Origin of the sequence: Proteus vulgaris, assembly GCF_011045815.1 — a bacterium.
GTDB lineage: Bacteria > Pseudomonadota > Gammaproteobacteria > Enterobacterales > Enterobacteriaceae > Proteus > Proteus vulgaris_B.
The window spans coordinates 2,628,744-2,645,601 of record NZ_CP047344.1 but is presented as its reverse complement, the minus strand read 5'-3'; the positions used below and the strand labels follow the sequence as shown (position 1 = coordinate 2,645,601).

Annotated in this window: 14 protein-coding genes; 7 read left to right on the top strand and 7 right to left on the bottom strand. The window is 38.7% G+C overall.

What is annotated here, in order from left to right; all coding sequences use genetic code 11:
• Positions 1–7: 7 nt before the first annotated feature.
• Entirely contained in the window at positions 8–1,219 is a 1,212-nt protein-coding gene (locus GTH24_RS12575; RefSeq protein WP_072068599.1) for an alpha-xenorhabdolysin family binary toxin subunit A, read from the bottom strand.
• Between the two features lie 212 nt (positions 1,220–1,431).
• Here GTH24_RS12575 and GTH24_RS12570 point away from each other — a divergent pair, with 212 nt between their 5' ends.
• The 6 genes from GTH24_RS12570 (at position 1,432) to menE (ending at position 8,807) form a co-directional block, all read left to right on the top strand.
• A complete protein-coding gene (locus tag GTH24_RS12570) occupies positions 1,432–2,763 on the top strand; it encodes an isochorismate synthase (protein ID WP_164526477.1) in 1,332 nt (443 codons plus the stop codon).
• A gap of 351 nt (positions 2,764–3,114) precedes the next feature.
• Positions 3,115–4,809, top strand: a complete 1,695-nt coding sequence (menD, locus tag GTH24_RS12565) for a 2-succinyl-5-enolpyruvyl-6-hydroxy-3-cyclohexene-1-carboxylic-acid synthase (protein ID WP_164526476.1) — start codon at positions 3,115–3,117, stop codon at positions 4,807–4,809.
• The gene (gene menH, locus GTH24_RS12560; RefSeq protein ID WP_072068596.1) at positions 4,784–5,551 is read left to right on the top strand and encodes a 2-succinyl-6-hydroxy-2,4-cyclohexadiene-1-carboxylate synthase; all 768 of its coding nucleotides are present in this window, start codon (positions 4,784–4,786) and stop codon (positions 5,549–5,551) included. Before menD ends, menH begins: the two co-directional genes overlap by 26 nt.
• 12 nt (positions 5,552–5,563) lie before the next feature.
• Positions 5,564–6,421: a 1,4-dihydroxy-2-naphthoyl-CoA synthase gene (menB, locus tag GTH24_RS12555; RefSeq protein ID WP_036935597.1), complete on the top strand. Its 858-nt coding sequence runs from the start codon at positions 5,564–5,566 to the stop codon at positions 6,419–6,421.
• Positions 6,421–7,392 (top strand): o-succinylbenzoate synthase, encoded by a 972-nt coding sequence (gene menC, locus GTH24_RS12550; RefSeq protein WP_164526475.1) that lies wholly within the window; start codon positions 6,421–6,423, stop codon positions 7,390–7,392. The genes menB and menC overlap by 1 nt, the downstream gene beginning before the upstream one ends.
• Positions 7,380–8,807, top strand: a complete 1,428-nt coding sequence (menE, locus tag GTH24_RS12545; protein ID WP_072068594.1) for an o-succinylbenzoate--CoA ligase — start codon at positions 7,380–7,382, stop codon at positions 8,805–8,807. Before menC ends, menE begins: the two co-directional genes overlap by 13 nt.
• A 151-nt stretch (positions 8,808–8,958) precedes the next feature.
• Here menE and GTH24_RS12540 read toward each other — a convergent pair whose 3' ends face one another.
• The gene (locus GTH24_RS12540; protein ID WP_072068593.1) at positions 8,959–10,413 is read right to left on the bottom strand and encodes a catalase; all 1,455 of its coding nucleotides are present in this window, start codon (positions 10,411–10,413) and stop codon (positions 8,959–8,961) included.
• 285 nt (positions 10,414–10,698) lie between these two features.
• Between GTH24_RS12540 and GTH24_RS12535 the strand changes: the two genes are divergently transcribed.
• Positions 10,699–11,241: a YfaZ family outer membrane protein gene (locus GTH24_RS12535; RefSeq protein ID WP_072068592.1), complete on the top strand. Its 543-nt coding sequence runs from the start codon at positions 10,699–10,701 to the stop codon at positions 11,239–11,241.
• An 82-nt stretch (positions 11,242–11,323) separates the two neighbouring features.
• On the opposite strand, the gene tyrP is transcribed toward GTH24_RS12535, so the two are convergent.
• The 5 genes from tyrP to nrdA form a co-directional block, all read right to left on the bottom strand.
• Positions 11,324–12,535 carry a tyrosine transporter TyrP gene (gene tyrP / locus GTH24_RS12530; RefSeq protein ID WP_164526474.1) on the bottom strand — a complete coding sequence of 404 codons (1,212 nt, stop codon included), beginning with the start codon at positions 12,533–12,535 and terminating at the stop codon, positions 11,324–11,326.
• Positions 12,536–12,729: 194 nt separating this feature from the next.
• Positions 12,730–12,963 (bottom strand): YgdI/YgdR family lipoprotein, encoded by a 234-nt coding sequence (locus tag GTH24_RS12525; RefSeq protein WP_072068590.1) that lies wholly within the window; start codon positions 12,961–12,963, stop codon positions 12,730–12,732.
• 90 nt (positions 12,964–13,053) lie between these two features.
• Entirely contained in the window at positions 13,054–13,332 is a 279-nt protein-coding gene (gene yfaE, locus GTH24_RS12520; protein ID WP_115350016.1) for a class I ribonucleotide reductase maintenance protein YfaE, read from the bottom strand.
• A 25-nt stretch (positions 13,333–13,357) separates the two neighbouring features.
• Positions 13,358–14,488 carry a class Ia ribonucleoside-diphosphate reductase subunit beta gene (gene nrdB, locus GTH24_RS12515; protein WP_072068588.1) on the bottom strand — a complete coding sequence of 377 codons (1,131 nt, stop codon included), beginning with the start codon at positions 14,486–14,488 and terminating at the stop codon, positions 13,358–13,360.
• An 11-nt stretch (positions 14,489–14,499) separates the two neighbouring features.
• Positions 14,500–16,791: a class 1a ribonucleoside-diphosphate reductase subunit alpha gene (nrdA, locus tag GTH24_RS12510; RefSeq protein WP_164526473.1), complete on the bottom strand. Its 2,292-nt coding sequence runs from the start codon at positions 16,789–16,791 to the stop codon at positions 14,500–14,502.
• Positions 16,792–16,858: the final 67 nt, after the last annotated feature.

Sequence of the window (16,858 nt, the reverse complement as noted above, 5' to 3'; positions counted from 1 at the left end):
CCTTTTGTTAATTTGATGAGTAAAAAGAAGAGAGTGCATTGTCAAAAGACAGTAGTATTTCCTTAGAGTAACCAATCACCATATACCAAGGAGAAATAATTTTTTCAAAGTAAATACTAAATTTAATAAGTTCTAATGCGTTGTTTATTTTATTGAAGTTAGTAAGAGAAGCATCTATTTCGGTTAATATTGCTTGCCAAACATATTCAATATGTTCAAGTGCCATATTCGTATCTTCAATAAGCTGTTCAATTTCTTCTAATTCAATATAAAAAGAGCTTAAGTAAAATGATAAACTGGTGTATTTATCTATATCATCATTAAGTTTTTTTACCTTTTCAATTAATTCATTTTTCTTTTTACGTACTTTTTCTGCTTTTTCCCCAAAAATACCCCCAGTAATAATGACACCAATAATACCTGCAGCAAGCCCTGTAAAGGCAAGTCCGACGTAGTTTTTATACTCTTCTTTAAGTAATGAAATATCTTCAATAAGCAGGTCTCTCTCTTCAATAAGTGAGCTACGATCATTATTATAAAACTCATTCACAAATTTCTTTTTATTTAGAATTTCATGATATATTGAATGGTGCTCTGTTTCTTTGTTTTTCACTCCGCCAACAATTTTGTTTCTAAATGTTGATAAGCTACTTTTTATTTTTAATGTTTTCTTTTTCTCTGCTGTTATATCTTTTTTCATACTTTCTAATATATGAATAAGCTGAGTTGTTACTTGTTTATCTTGATTACTATATTGGATTTTTTCTAATTCTTTATCTGAAAGTTCGCTAACTAAAGTACCAATCTTTACCAATAATGGCATTTGGTTAATAAATGATATTATTTTTTCACCCGTAGACGTGATTTCTCTACCCATAATTTCTAGATCTATTGCTTGCTGTTTTATATTGTACTCAATTTTATTCCACTCAAAAGCATGTTCACGCATTCTAACAAAAAGGGATAAGATATTATCCGGAGAGAGTTGAGGTACACTTATTTCATTATAACCAACAAAATCGATAACATCTTCTTGTGTGAAAGGAAGGGAAAGTGTTTTATTAACATAAGATTTTATTTTAATTAAATCATGTGAAGTAACTATGCCAGGTAATCGACCATTTTTGATACCCTTTCCTAATATTAAGCCGAGTGCAACTTTAGGGATATCCGGTGATTCAATAATTTGATCAACCTGTTCAAAGATGGTTGTATCCATATAACCTCTCTTATGTATAATGATATTTTTATCTATACAGCATGTTTTTAGAATGATTTGTTTACTATTTAGGATTTACAGATTAATGCTTCTACTTTGTAACATGAAAAATACAAAACTTTGATAAATGACAAAGGTTATAATTAATCAGCCCTTTGATAATTCTTATAGAGACGTATAATCTCCTTTTTAATTAGTTGTGGGTATTTGGAGTGGAAAAGGTTAATCCTGTGTTTTCGACACTGTACGAAAAAGTTAAAAAAATAAATCTGACAGCACAAGGTAATCTTTTACATTTGAAAGTCGCCTTGCCGTCAGAAGTTTCGTTCTCATTGCTCTCATGGCTTGCTGCTCAGGTGTATTATCCGCAATTTTATTGGCAGCACCGCGATGAGAGTGAAGAAGTGGCAGTGTGCGGGCAATTATGTTGCTTTAATCATATTCAAGACGCTCGCCAATTTTTAGCAACGCATCAGTCTGGTCTAAATATTGATGATGTGCGTATTTGGGGCTTAAATGCGTGGGATACCATTATTCCTGGCCGTATAGATGAGATAAACGGGGATGATGCCTATCTTTTTTTACCTCGGATTGAAATTAGACGCCACCAGCAACAGCTTTCTGTTCATTTAAATTTACTTGATGGCGCTGATAAAAAAGACACCTTAGATTTTCTGCAAACATTAAATCAATCACTAGATATTGAGCCTCTCTCTGTTTCTGTAACTCAAGTTGATCACTCTTTAACGCAAGAGCAGTGGACTCATTATCTTAATATTGCATTAGATGAAATTAACCAAGGCTTATTTGAAAAAGTGGTGCCAGCAAGGGCTACGTGCTTAACATTGGATAATCCACTTAAAGCTATTCAATTTATGAAAGCAAGTCGTGATGTCAATCATCATTGCTATCATTATATGTTGGCGTTTTCACCTTCAGATGCCTTTATGGGTTCAACACCTGAAAGATTATATAAACGTGATGAGTTGATGCTGTACACCGAAGCGTTAGCAGGAACCGTAGCGAGTTCGGATAATGAGCAACAAGCAATAGCATTTGCAGATTGGCTGATGAATGACAAAAAAAATCAGCATGAAAATTTGGTTGTCGTTGATGATATTTGTCAACGATTACAAGGTGGTGTTGACGGTATCGATGTCTCTCCAGCTGATGTTATCCGCTTACGGAAAGTACAGCATCTTCGTCGTTATATTCATGGAAAATTAATTAATTCAGATGATATTGATTGTTTAAAACGATTACAGCCAACTGCGGCGGTATGTGGATTACCAAGAAGTGTTGCGCGCGATTTTATTCGTAAACATGAGCCTTTTGAGCGTCGTTGGTATGCTGGATCTGCTGGGTATTTATCGCTTCCTCATGCAGAATTTGCAGTAAGCTTGCGTTGCGGTGAGTTGCATGATGATACTTTGACGCTGTATGCCGGTGCGGGTGTTGTGGCCGGCTCTGATCCACAACAAGAGTGGATAGAAATTGAAAATAAAGCGGCAGGTTTACGAACATTGCTGGAAAAAGAGAGTTAATTTTCTATAGAAAATCGGAGTTCAAATAAATAGCATCAGCAATAACAATCATAATTTGATGAGTATTTTTTTAAGCCAGTTATTTAGTGCTACTCTTCAAATAACTACTGCTAGTTGTTAACTAATTGATGCTATTCTTTAGCTCTGTAGCGTTATTTATTCTTATTCTTAACGATAAAAAAGAGCGCTTTGAAAATAAGGCGGACAATTTGCCTAAATAATGCACTCTTTGAGTGTTTTCTTTAACGATTTATTTAACGAAAACTTCTGTTCATTGAACTAGGCTAAGGAAAAGTATTTAGGAACAGATATTATAATAGCAATTGCAGGTTTTCGTTGTTGGGATGATCAATGTCTAATAGTTCGTTTAATCGCCAATGGGCTAAAGTTATACTCGAAACTTTGACTCGTCATGGTTTACGCCATATCTGTATCGCACCCGGATCACGTTCGACTCCTTTAACACTCGCAGCTGCCGCTAATCAAAAATTAATATGTCATACGCATTTTGATGAACGTGGGCTTGGACATTTAGCCTTGGGGTTGGCAAAAGCAACCCAAGATCCTGTTGGCGTGATTGTGACATCAGGCACCGCTGTCGCTAATTTGTATCCGGCATTAATTGAAGCGGGATTAACGGGGGAGCGTGTTATCTTTTTAACCGCAGACCGACCGCCCGAATTAATTGATTGCGGTGCAAATCAAGCTATCCGTCAGCAAGGTATTTTTGCAACGCATCCTTCACAAACACTCTCTTTACCACGACCGACAACGGATATTCCCGCAAGTTGGTTAGTTTCTACACTTGATAATGCGATGAATACATTGGTTCATGGCGCATTACATGTTAATTGTCCTTTTGCTGAGCCGCTATATGGTGATGATGTTGAAATATCAACGCCATGGACTGAGGCTTTAGGAAATTGGTGGCAAAATGATAAACCGTGGTTACAAGAAACTCGTTTTAACGCCGTTTCAACACATCCTCAATGGAATGAGTTACGTCAGAAAAAAGGTGTTGTGATCGCTGGGCGTATTAGCCCAGAAGAAGGGATTGAAGTCACAAAATGGGCATCACAATTAGGTTGGCCTTTATTAGGTGATGTATTGTCCCAAACTGGGCAACCGTTACCTTGTGTCGATTTATGGTTGAATAACTCGCAAGCAAAATCAAAACTCAATAACGCCGAAATCGTTATTCAATTTGGCTCAAGCTTAACAGGTAAACGTTTGTTGCAATGGCAAGTAGGATGTTCTCCCAATGCTTATTGGATTGTTGACCCTATTCCGGGACGCTTAGATCCCGGCCATCATCAAGGTGAAAAATTTACATTATCACCCATGCAATGGTTAAGGGCACATCCGGCTGTTGATAATTTACCTTGGACTAAAGCATTAACAGGTATCGCTACACAAACCTATCAAAAGGTAAGTGAAATAACGAATTATTTTGGTGAAGCGCAGGTTGCACATCAATTAGATAAATTACTTCCTAGTGATGGACAGTTATTTGTTGGCAATAGTCTGATAGTTAGATTAATTGATGCATTTGCTCAATTACCACAAGGTTATCCTGTAATGAGTAACCGAGGTGCAAGTGGTATTGATGGCTTGATTTCAACCTCTGCGGGTGTTCACCGCGCGACAAAAAAGCCAACATTAACAATTTTGGGCGATTTATCGGCACTGTATGATCTGAATAGCTTAGCGTTACATCAACAAGTTTATGCGCCTAATGTTATTATTGTGGTGAATAATAATGGTGGACAAATATTTTCTATGTTACCCACGCCAGAGGCAGAACGAGAACGTTTTTACTGTATGCCTCACTCATTAAATTTCAAACATGCAGCCGCAATGTTTGGCTTACATTATGTATCACCAACAAGTTGGGATGCACTGTTAACGACTGTTCAGGAATGCTGGACAGGGGCGCCAACAACGACATTAATTGAATTAATTGTTGATGATACTGATGGTGCAAAAACATTAAATCAGCTGGTAAAACAGGTAACATCTCATGACTTTAGCATGTCAGCGATATAATACCCATAATGAAGGGCCTTGGTTAGTTTGGTTGCATGGGCTATTAGGTGAAGGTTGTGAATGGGAGTCTGTCATTCAGGCTTGCCATGAATATCCATCACTTGTGATTGATTTGCCTCGTCATGGTGGTTCTGCATCTATCAGCGCGAAGGATTTTGTTGAAGTTAGTACATTATTAACAGACACATTAAAAGAGCAACATATTGATCATTATTGGTTAATTGGTTACTCGTTAGGTGGCAGGATCTCGATGTATCATGCATGTTTTGGTGATACAACCGGATTAATGGGATTGATTGTAGAAGGTGGCAACCCAGGTTTATATGATGCAACAGAAAGGCAAAGCCGCATTGCAAATGATAAACGTTGGGCTGAACGTTTTCGTAATGAACCTATTTGTGATGTATTAACACAATGGTATCAACAACCCGTGTTTGCTGATCTAAGTGACAAAAACCGACGATTATTGGTTGAAAAACGTCGTCATAATGCGGGATTTTGTATTGCAGAAAGTTTAGAGATGCTTTCTTTAGGCTATCAGCCTTGGCTAGTCTCTGAATTGCAGCAACTTACTTTGCCATTTATTTGGCTTTGTGGTGAGAAAGATAAAAAATTTCAAGCGATAGCGCAGCAATATTCGCTACCATTAACGACTATCCCGCAAGCTGGGCATAATGCGCATCAGGCACAGCCAGCGGCTTATGCTGCGGTGATAAATCATGTTTTATCCCTCTTTGGTTAAAGGAACCTAATTATGCTTTACCCGAGCGAAGAAAAGTTATATGCACCGATTGAATGGCTAGATTGTTCTGAAGGTTTTGAAGATATTCTCTACCATAAATCAGTCGATGGTATTGCAAAAATTACGATTAACCGCCCGCAAGTGCGTAATGCTTTCCGTCCTTTGACAGTGAAAGAGATGATCCAAGCATTAGCTGATGCACGTTATGATGACACAATTGGTACTATCATTTTAACGGGTGCGGGTGAGAAAGCCTTCTGTGCGGGTGGTGACCAAAAAATTCGTGGTGACTACGGCGGATATCGCGATGATAGCGGTACACATCACCTAAACGTGTTGGATTTCCAACGCCAAATCCGTACTTGTCCGAAACCTGTTGTGGCAATGGTCGCTGGTTATTCTATTGGTGGTGGCCATGTGCTTCATATGATGTGTGACTTAACTATCGCGGCAGAAAACGCTATCTTTGGTCAGACAGGCCCTAAAGTGGGTTCTTTTGATGGTGGCTGGGGTGCTTCTTATATGGCCCGTATTGTTGGTCAAAAGAAAGCACGCGAAATTTGGTTCTTATGCCGTCAATATGATGCAAAAGAAGCATTAGAGATGGGCTTGGTTAACACTGTTGTTCCTTATGCCTCTCTTGAAAAAGAAACTGTTCGTTGGTGTCGTGAAATGCTTGAAAACAGCCCAATGGCATTACGTTGCTTGAAAGCAGCATTAAATGCGGATTGTGATGGTCAAGCAGGCTTGCAAGAATTAGCCGGCAATGCAACTATGCTGTTTTACATGACTGACGAAGGTCAAGAAGGGCGTAATGCCTTTAACGAAAAACGTCAACCTGATTTCTCTCGATTTAAACGTAACCCATAATGAGAAACGCCAAACTCTATTCATTCAGCCTACCTGTAGATGCAGGCGTTGTTCTGCGCTATCAAAGGCTAAAAACGCGTGATGGTTTTCTTGTCTGTTTAGAGCAAAATGGCAAACAAGGATGGGGTGAAATTTCACCTCTTCCTGAGTTTAGCCGTGAAACTTTAGAGCAAGCACAAGCATCAGCGCAATCTTGGTTAACTGCGTGGTGTGCGGGGGAAAACCCAGAGCACAGTGAACTGCCAAGCGTGGCATTTGGCCTAAGTTGTGCATTAGCAGAGCTTGAAAGCACATTACCACTAGAGGCAAACTATCGCGCGGCACCTTTATGTAATGGCGACCCTGATGATTTGATTTTAAGCCTTAATGATATGGAAGGTGAAAAAGTCGCTAAAATCAAGGTGGGATTATATGAAGCGGTGCGTGATGGAATAGTTGTTAACCTGCTATTAGAAGCCATTCCAGACTTAAAATTAAGATTGGATGCGAACAGAAGCTGGACACCAGCTAAAGCAGAAGGATTTGCGAAGTATGTAAACCCTGAATGGCGCGATCGTATTGCATTCTTAGAAGAGCCTTGTAAAACACCAGAAGAGTCGCTGGCTTTTTCTCAAGCAACAGGAATTAATATTGCTTGGGATGAAACAGTGCGAGATGACGGGTTTGAAATAAAACCACAACCTGGTGTCACTACCATTGTGATAAAACCCACACTGGTGGGAAGCCTTGAACGTTGTCGCTCTTTAGTTGAGCAAGCACATGCTTTAGGGCTTGATGCTATTATTAGTTCAAGCATTGAAAGTAGCTTTGGGCTTACTCAATTAGCAAGAATTGCACAATGGTTAACGCCGAATAGTATTCCAGGACTGGATACCGTTGATTTAATTAAGCAACAGCTTATTCGTCCTTGGCCAGATGTGGATATTCCGCTTATCTCTCTTGAACAGCTAGAGACTGTATGGCAACAGTAGTTCCATTTAAACAATGGCCGTGGCATCACTGGGCACAATTAAGCCCAAATGAAACGGCCATCATTTCAGGTGATTTACCTATCACATGGCAACAATTAAGTTGTCATATTAATCAATTAGCAAAACATTTTATTAAGCAGGGTGTTAATACCCAAAGCACCGTATTGTTACGTGGCAAAAATCATATCAATCTTGTTTTTACACTACTCGCTATTTTTCAATGTGGTGCGAAGGTTTTACCCCTAAATCCACAACTTCCTAAGTCCTTATTAGATGATTTACTGCCCCATTTAAACATTGATTTTTATGCTGATCTGAGTGAATCAATACAGGATCTAGAGGCTACCTTACTTGATCTTGATGGTGTTGAGTTTGATAACAGATCACGCCAGCATAAAAATGAAATTTGGAATGTATCATGGGCGCCTTCTCGTATGGCGACACTGATCTTGACCTCTGGTTCATCTGGCTTACCAAAAGCCGCGGTACATACATTTGATGCGCATCTTTGTAGCGCTGAGGGTGTTCTATCATTAATACCTTTTGAAAAAAATGATAGTTGGTTGCTCTCTTTACCTCTATTTCATGTATCTGGGCAAGGTATTCTTTGGCGTTGGTTGTTACGTGGTGCAACGCTAGTGGTACGTGATATGTATCCTTTTGAAAAAGCGTTACAAGGTTGCACTCATGCTTCTTTGGTACCTACTCAACTTTGGCGTTTCTTGCAAAATAGTACTCAACAAGATAATCAGCAGCCTACTACCTTAAGATCTGTTTTATTAGGTGGAGCGATGATCCCCATTGAGTTAACACAAGATGCAGAACATCGTGGAATTCAGTGTTGGTGTGGTTATGGAATGACAGAAATGGCTTCTACTATTTGTGCAAAGCGTGCAGATGGTAAAGCAGGAGTAGGGCTTCCACTAAAAGGCAAAGAAGTTAGGTTAGTGGATGATGAACTCCAGATAATGTCTGACAGTGTTGCGCTGGGGTATTGGTTTGACAGTAAATTAAAACCGCTATCGCTTACGGCTGATGGATGGTATTCAACGCGAGATAAAGGCTGTTTTAGTGCAGACGAGTGGTGTGTTTTAGGCCGTTTAGACAATCTTTTTTTCAGTGCGGGTGAAGGAATTCAGCCAGAAGATATTGAAAAAATCCTTAATACACATCCAAGTGTTAGCCAATCTTTTGTTGTCCCTCTTGATGATGCTGAATTTGGACAGCGCCCAGTCGCAGTTGTCGATGCTGATATTGAAATAATCAATCAATTACCACAGTGGTATCACTCCCGATTAGCCGGATTTCAACGACCCGTTGCTTGCTTACAACTTCCTGAAAGTCTTAAAAATGGGGGAATAAAAATCTCCCGTAAACAAGTGCAAGAATGGGTGACAGGGCAAATGTTAAGTTGATATTTATTTTTCACATTTTCTCTCAAAATCTATATTGTTAATGTAAAGCGTCGATAAAGAGGGGGGATAGTGAACAGGTTTCTTATGAGAAAGGCGCCCGAAGGCGCCTTATTGTTTTGCCGAGTTGCTCACAAGGCTTCTTATTATGCAGTTACTTAGCTTCTGCTTTCGCTAACGCTTTCATTGCTTTTTCAACACCAGCACCATATTCAGGATGAACTTTCTTAAATAAGGCAATTTGGCGTTTTTGTGTATCTTTACTTGCTTGGATTAATTCACCCGCGATGCGAGCAAACATGCGTTGATGCTCTTCATCACTCAGTAATTCATACAGAGCACGAGGTTGGCTGAAATAATCTTCGTCTTCACGATGGTTCCAGTGATCTGCTGCACCTTCAATCGATAATGGTGGCTCTTTAAAATTAGGCTGTTCTTGGAACATACCACCATTATTTGGCTCATAAGTAATACCGCTACCACTATTGCCATCAACACGCATTGCACCATCACGATGATAATTATGGAATGGGCATTTTGGTGCATTAACTGGGATCTGATGATGGTTAACACCTAAACGATAACGATGAGCATCACCGTAAGAGAATAGGCGACCTTGTAGCATTTTATCTGGAGAGAATCCGATACCAGGAACAATGTTAGCAGGACTAAATGCTGCTTGTTCAACATCAGAAAAATAGTTCTCAGGATTACGGTTTAACTCAAAGTAACCCACATCAATTAATGGATAATCCGCATGAGGCCAAACTTTGGTTAAATCAAAAGGATTATAAGGTACAGTTGATGCTTCTTTTTCTGGCATCACTTGAATTTGTAAATTCCAACGTGGGAAATCACCGCGCTCAATAGCATCAAATAAATCACGCTGTGAACTTTCTCTGTCTTGACCTACGAGGGTTTGTGCTTCGTCGTCCATAAGGTTTTTAATGCCTTGTTGGCAACGGAAGTGGAATTTAACCCAAAAACGCTCATTATCTTTATTAATAAAGCTGTAGGTATGGCTACCAAAGCCGTGAATAAAGCGGTAGCTTTGTGGTAAACCACGGTCACTCATATCAATGGTTAATTGATGTAATGCTTCAGGTAAATGAGAGAAGAAGTCCCATTTATATGCCATATTGCGTAGATTAGTTTTAGGGTCGCGTTTTACAACGTGGTTTAAGTCAGGGAATTTCAGCGCATCACGAAGATAGAAAACAGGGGTATTGTTACCCACCATATCCCAGTTACCTTCTTCAGTGTAAAATTTTAATGCAAAACCACGAATGTCACGTTCTGCGTCTGCGGCACCTCTTTCACCAGCAACTGTTGAAAAGCGAGCAAACATTTCTGTTTTTTTGCCCACTTTAGAGAAAATTTTAGCGCGAGTATATTGTGTAATATCGTGAGTAACTTTAAATGTACCAAAAGCGCCTGAGCCTTTTGCATGCATACGTCTTTCAGGAATAACTTCACGATCAAAGTGAGCAAGTTTCTCTAGAAACCAGACATCTTGAAGCAACATTGGGCCACGAGGGCCTGCGGTCATTGAGTTATTATTGTCTACAACAGGTGCACCAGACGCCGTTGTTAGCTTTTTCTTTTCCATCACATATCTCCAGTTTATGAAATAGTAAACGTTCTAAAAAAAATAGCATGTGTGAATAAAACGAAGCAAACAGCCTTATACTTATTATGGTTAATATTGACTGCAATGCCACTTTAACAATATTGTCCTCATTAATAAAACCAATTAGACCAATAATATTGATAGTCGTAACTTATTTACATAGATTGAAAATTCTACAGATTAGCTTTCAATTTTGACTCAAATTGTTTAATAAATTTGTTGTATAATTATAAGTTAGGACAATTATTTGCTGGAGTAATGACAATGAAAAAATATTTATTGATTGGTGCTGTAAGTGCATTATTTATGGCGACAAATGCCAATGCAGTCTCAATGAATATTCAAGCAGGCAAACACTACACTGATGTTCGTGCTGGTCTAGGTAATCCTAATGCGGGGCTTTCGTTTAATGGTAACTGGGCACGCAGCGATCATGATGGTCAATTAGGTAGCCTTGGTGCAAAATTTGCACTCCCTTTAGGTCCTTTTTCAGCAAGTGTTGGTGGTAAAGCACTCTATTTATCACCAAAAAATGGTGATGATGGCGCTGCTTTAGCTGGTGGTGTTGGACTTAACTGGGATATTTTACCTTCTTTAAGTGTTTATGGTGAGGCTTATGGCTCTCCTGAAGGATTAACGTCTGGTAGCAAATCTTATTATGAAGCCGATGTGGGTGCGCAATTAACAGTATTTAAACCATTGCATGTCAATGCAGGTTATCGTGTGATTGAAATCGAAAACTCACATAATAGAAGTAATAATAAATTAGCTGATGGTTTCTATGTTGGTGCAGGTTTAAGTTTCTAAGCAAAACTTGCAGTAACGTTAAATAAAAAGCAGGTGTTGAAACAATCAACACCTGCTTTTTTGTTGTCTGTATAAAAAATGATTAACCGACTTGAGGCAATAAACCAAAAGTGATGGCGACTTGAATACCGATCACAACTAAGCCACAAGTAAAGACAACGGCTAATGCACCTTTTCCACCTTTGACTTTGTATTTATCAGTGCTGTGTTGCTCTTGTCTTACTTTCCAAACTAATAAAGCAGGTAGTAGCAGTGCCAAAATAGATAATGCAATGGCAGCATAAGCTAATGCTTGTACAAAGTTAGGAAAATAAAGAGCACACAGTAAAGGTGGAACGAATGTTAATAAGCTTGACTGTATACGACCTGTTGCACGATTACTGCGTTTAAATAGGTCAGCAAGATAATCAAATAAGCCTAGTGCAACACCAAGGAATGATGTAGCTAACGCCAATGCGGCAAATAGGTTTACCGCAATATTGACACGAGGCGTTGCAACGACATCGCGGATAGCGGTAAGTAGGCCATTTAAACCTGATTGTTGCGCCATAATTCCCATAAAGGTATTGGTAGGAATGGCTCCTAATGTGGCAATTTGCCATAAAATATAAGCAACAAGAGGGATAGCACTACCAGTAATAAAGATAATACGTAACTTTCTAATATCACCATTCATATAACTTACAATACTTGGCACGCTACCGTGAAAACCAAATGAAGTAAAAATAACAGGAATAGCAGAAAGAATAAGCCCTTGAGCGACAGGCATTGACGTTAAATTGACGCTTTCAACGTGAGGTAACATCACAACCAGCATAAAGATTAAGAAAAAAACTTTTGCTGTAAATAGCAGTCGATTGATCATATCAACTGAAGTGGTACCAATACCCACCACAGCACCGCCAATCACTGTAAAGATAATAATACCTTGTGTGACAGAGAGTTCATGACCAACCCATGAGGATAGGGTAGATGAAAGCAATTCACCAGCACCGCTAATATAAGCTGTCGTCAATGCATACATCAATAAGAGTAGAGCAAGCCCAGTGATCACTTGACCACCAACACCAAGATAACGCTTAGCAATTGAACCAAGACCAGTATGAGGATCGTTGTATTGATAAACTTCCACTAGCAAGAGTGCGGTATAACTCATTAATAACCACAGTCCTACGAGTAATAGCATAATAGTACCAAAGCCAATACCCACCGCAGCCAGTGGCATTGCCAACATGCCTGCCCCAATTGTTGTTCCTGCAACAATAAAAACACTACCTATAGTGCGATTTTTCACTAAGTCCTCTGCTTGCTAACTATTTTATTTATATAAAATGCAGAGTATAAGAATGGTAAATATCTGTCAAATTTTAATTACGTATACTGTAATTATATCTTTACGGAAAATAAAAAGTGAATAAAAAAACGCCAATTAATAAATATCAATTGGCGCTTAATAGGGGGATTAATTAAGGATATTAATTAAGGTTATTAATCGTCAAGTTCTACCATTCGTCTTATCTGATCACGATTAATTTGTTTCAATTGCCCAGTTTCTGCATCTTTATAGGTAATTAATCCAGTCTTTTCATCTTCTTGGGGCTTATCTGTTGTTAAAATCGTTTCCCCATTTACTGTTTCTATTTTTTGTGGAGTTGAACAACCCGCAACTAATAAAAGTGATGCAGAGATAGCAACAACTGAGAAAATAGAATTTAATTTCATAATATTTTTCCTTTTTTCATCAATGTAATTTAATTCTAGTCAATGATGGATAACAGTGTTAGAAAAAAAGGAAAAATAAGATAATTCAAATCATTCAGAGCAAATTTCTATTTCAATGTCACTAATAGGATGACAGCTACAAGGTAAGATTTCATCGGGTTGGATAAATGCTAAAGGTTCATTGCGATAGCAAACCTTGCCTTTCACTAAACGTAGACGACAAGAGCCACAATAACCTTCACGGCATTGGTATTCGACTTGGACTTTTCCATGCTCTAAAGCATCAAGCAATGAAGGATGGGTGTCAGTATGAAACTCTAGCGGTGTTGAAAGACCCTGCTGATGCAGGGTCACTTTATGAGATGCCATAACGTATCAGTGTTATTTCTCGGTATTACAGTTCAAAATTACTCAAGTCATCAGTATCAACTTGTGAATCAATTTGACCCACAAGATAAGAACTGACTTCAACTTCTTGAGGTGCTACTTGAACGTTGTCAGACACTAACCATGCATTGATCCATGGAATAGGATTTGAGCGTGCTTTAAATGGTAATTTAAGACCTACTGCTTGCATACGAATATTTGTAATATATTCAACATATTGGCAGAGGATTTCTTTATTTAAACCAATCATAGAGCCTTCTGAGAACAGGTATTCAGCCCACTCTTTTTCTTGCTCTGCGGCTTCAACAAACAAGTCATAGCATTCTTGTTCACATTCTGCGGCGATTTCTGCCATTTCAGGATCGTCTTGACCTGAGCGCAGTAGATTCAGCATGTGTTGTGTGCCAGTTAAGTGCAATGCTTCATCACGTGCAATCAATTTAATGATTTTTGCATTACCTTCCATTAATTCACGTTCAGCAAAGGCGAATGAACACGCAAAGCTCACATAGAAACGAATTGCTTCTAACGCATTAACACTCATGATACACAAATAAAGTTGTTTCTTTAATTTGCGTAAAGTCACATTAACGGTTTTGCCTTGAACATGATGATCACCTTCACCATACATGTGATAAAGGTTAGTTAATCTGATTAACTCATCGTAGTAAGAAGAAATATCACGCGCACGTTTTAAAATTTCTTCATTTTCAACGATATCATCAAATACGACAGAAGGATCGTTAACAATATTACGGATAATATGAGTATAAGAGCGCGAGTGAATGGTTTCAGAGAATGACCATGTTTCAACCCATGTTTCTAACTCAGGGATCGAGATTAAAGGTAAGAATGCTACGTTAGGGCTTCTACCTTGAATCGAATCCAATAGTGTTTGATATTTTAAATTACTAATAAAAATGTGTTTTTCATGATCGGGTAACGCATTGTAGTCAATACGGTCACGAGAAACGTCCACTTCTTCTGGACGCCAGAAGAAGGAGAGTTGTTTTTCAATTAGCTTTTCAAAAATAGGATATTTTTGCTGATCATAACGCGCTACGTTAACAGGTTGCCCAAAAAACATGGGCTCCTTCATTTGATCATTTTTAACTTGTGAAAAAGTAGTATAAGACATAGCTTCCTCAATTAAATTTTACACGCGCCGCCTTCACAATCTGAATCTTCCGTCTCAACGACTTCTTCCAGATCACCCTGTACATCATCTGCACCATCACGGGTATTGTGGTAATAAAGTGTTTTCACACCATATTTGTAAGCGAGCAGCAAATCTTTCAGCAGTTGGTTCATTGGAACCTTACCGCTAGGGAAACGAGTAGGATCGTAGTTAGTGTTCGCTGAAATCGCTTGGTCAACAAATTTTTGCATAATGCCCACTAACTGCAAATAACCTTCAATACTTGGCATTTGCCACAGTAATTCATAAGCGCCTTTCAAACGCTCATACTCAGGAACCACTTGACGTAAAATACCGTCTTTAGAGGCTTTAATGCTGATATAACCACGAGGTGGCTCGATACCATTGGTTGCATTCGAAATCTGAGAAGAGGTTTCTGATGGCATCAGTGCAGACAATGTTGAGTTACGTAAACCGTGCTCTTTAATGTCTTTGCGTAAGCCTTCCCAGTCGTAATGTAGAGGTTCTTTTGTCAGAACATCTAATGATTTTTTATAGGTATCAATAGGTAGAATACCTTCAGCGTAAGTGGTTTCATTAAACCATGGGCATGCGCCTTGTTCTTTCGCTAATTCATTAGATGCTTTTAATAAATAGTATTGAATTGCTTCAAATGCACGATGAGTTAAGTTATTTGCACTACCATCAGAGTAGCGAACACCGTGTTTTGCTAAGTAATAAGCAAAGTTAATAACACCAATACCTAAGGTACGACGGCCCATAGCACCTTGTTTCGCGGCTAGGATCGGATAATCTTGGTAATCTAATAGCGCATCCAGTGAACGAACAGCTAAACGAGCTAGCTCTTCTAAATCATCAAGATTTTCAATTGCACCTAAGTTAAAGGCCGACAAGGTACAGAGTGCAATTTCCCCATTAGGATCTTTAATATCATTTAATGGTTTAGTAGGTAGTGCAATTTCTAAACACAGGTTTGATTGACGGATAGGCGCAATAGCCGGATCAAATGGGCTGTGTGTATTACAGTGGTCAACGTTTTGAATATAAATACGGCCTGTAGATGCACGTTCTTGCATCATTAATGAGAATAGCTCAACCGCTTTAACTTGTTTTTGGCGGATGCTCTTATCTTTCTCATATTGTACATATAAGCGTTCAAATTCATCTTGGTTGGCAAAGAAAGCATCATATAAACCTGGAACATCAGAAGGGCTGAATAAGGTAATATCCTGACCTTTGATTAAACGTTCATACATTAATTTGTTTAATTGCACACCGTAATCTAAATGACGAACACGGTTATCATCAACACCACGGTTGTTTTTCAGTACTAGCAGGCTTTCAACTTCTAAATGCCACAATGGATAGAACAGTGTGGCAGCTCCACCACGAACACCACCTTGCGAGCAAGATTTCACCGCAGTTTGAAAGTGTTTATAGAAAGGAATACAACCTGTATGGAACGCTTCGCCATTACGAATAGCACTGCCTAATGCACGAATACGTCCCGCATTGATACCAATACCGGCACGTTGAGAAACGTATTTTACAATAGCGCTTGATGTTGCATTGATAGAATCAAGGCTATCGTCACATTCAATTAATACACAAGAGCTAAATTGACGAGTTGGTGTTCTGACGCCAGCCATAATTGGCGTTGGTAATGAGATTTTAAAAGTAGAAATCGCATTATAAAAGCGTTCGATATAGTCCATACGTGTTGCTTGTGGATAACGAGAGAACAAGCAAGCCGCAACTAAAACATATAAAAATTGTGCACTTTCGTAAATTTCGCCAGTAATACGGTTTTGAACGAAGTATTTACCTTCTAACTGTTTAACTGCAGCATAAGAGAAGTTCATATCACGTTGATGAACAATAAAATTATTCATCTGTTCAAATTCTTCTTGGGTGTAATCTTCAAGAAGATGATGGTCGTATTTACCTAAATCAACTAATTTTTTAACGTGCTCATAGAGCGTTGGTGGCTCAAATTGGCCATAGGCTTTTTTACGTAAGTTAAATACGGCAAGACGGGCAGCAAGATATTGATAATCAGGAGTTTCACCTGAAATTAAGTCTGCAGCAGCTTTTACCAGTGTTTCATGGATATCAGCAGTTTTGATACCATCATAAAACTGAATCTGAGAACGTAATTCAACTTGTGATACAGAGACATTTTCTAGGCCTTCAGCAGCCCAGGCGATTACACGGTGAATTTTGTCTAAGTCAATGCGTTCTTTATGACCATCACGTTTTGTGACGAGCAGGCTGTGATTCATGAGCGATGCACCTTTCTTGCATTAGTGCTACCTGAAATTTTATACCGCAAAAAAACGCTCCCGATGA

What these genes read in the sequence shown, in the direction of transcription:
- menE (WP_072068594.1), top strand. Translation starts at nt 7,380, where the DNA reads ATGGCAACAGTAGTTCCATTTAAACAATGGCCGTGGCATCACTGGGCA.
- menB (WP_036935597.1), top strand. Translation starts at nt 5,564, where the DNA reads ATGCTTTACCCGAGCGAAGAAAAGTTATATGCACCGATTGAATGGCTA.
- GTH24_RS12525 (WP_072068590.1), bottom strand. Translation starts at nt 12,963, where the DNA reads ATGAAATTAAATTCTATTTTCTCAGTTGTTGCTATCTCTGCATCACTT.
- nrdB (WP_072068588.1), bottom strand. Translation starts at nt 14,488, where the DNA reads ATGTCTTATACTACTTTTTCACAAGTTAAAAATGATCAAATGAAGGAG.
- menD (WP_164526476.1), top strand. Translation starts at nt 3,115, where the DNA reads ATGTCTAATAGTTCGTTTAATCGCCAATGGGCTAAAGTTATACTCGAA.
- GTH24_RS12575 (WP_072068599.1), bottom strand. Translation starts at nt 1,219, where the DNA reads ATGGATACAACCATCTTTGAACAGGTTGATCAAATTATTGAATCACCG.
- yfaE (WP_115350016.1), bottom strand. Translation starts at nt 13,332, where the DNA reads ATGGCATCTCATAAAGTGACCCTGCATCAGCAGGGTCTTTCAACACCG.
- menC (WP_164526475.1), top strand. Translation starts at nt 6,421, where the DNA reads ATGAGAAACGCCAAACTCTATTCATTCAGCCTACCTGTAGATGCAGGC.
- menH (WP_072068596.1), top strand. Translation starts at nt 4,784, where the DNA reads ATGACTTTAGCATGTCAGCGATATAATACCCATAATGAAGGGCCTTGG.
- GTH24_RS12535 (WP_072068592.1), top strand. Translation starts at nt 10,699, where the DNA reads ATGAAAAAATATTTATTGATTGGTGCTGTAAGTGCATTATTTATGGCG.
- nrdA (WP_164526473.1), bottom strand. Translation starts at nt 16,791, where the DNA reads ATGAATCACAGCCTGCTCGTCACAAAACGTGATGGTCATAAAGAACGC.
- GTH24_RS12540 (WP_072068593.1), bottom strand. Translation starts at nt 10,413, where the DNA reads ATGGAAAAGAAAAAGCTAACAACGGCGTCTGGTGCACCTGTTGTAGAC.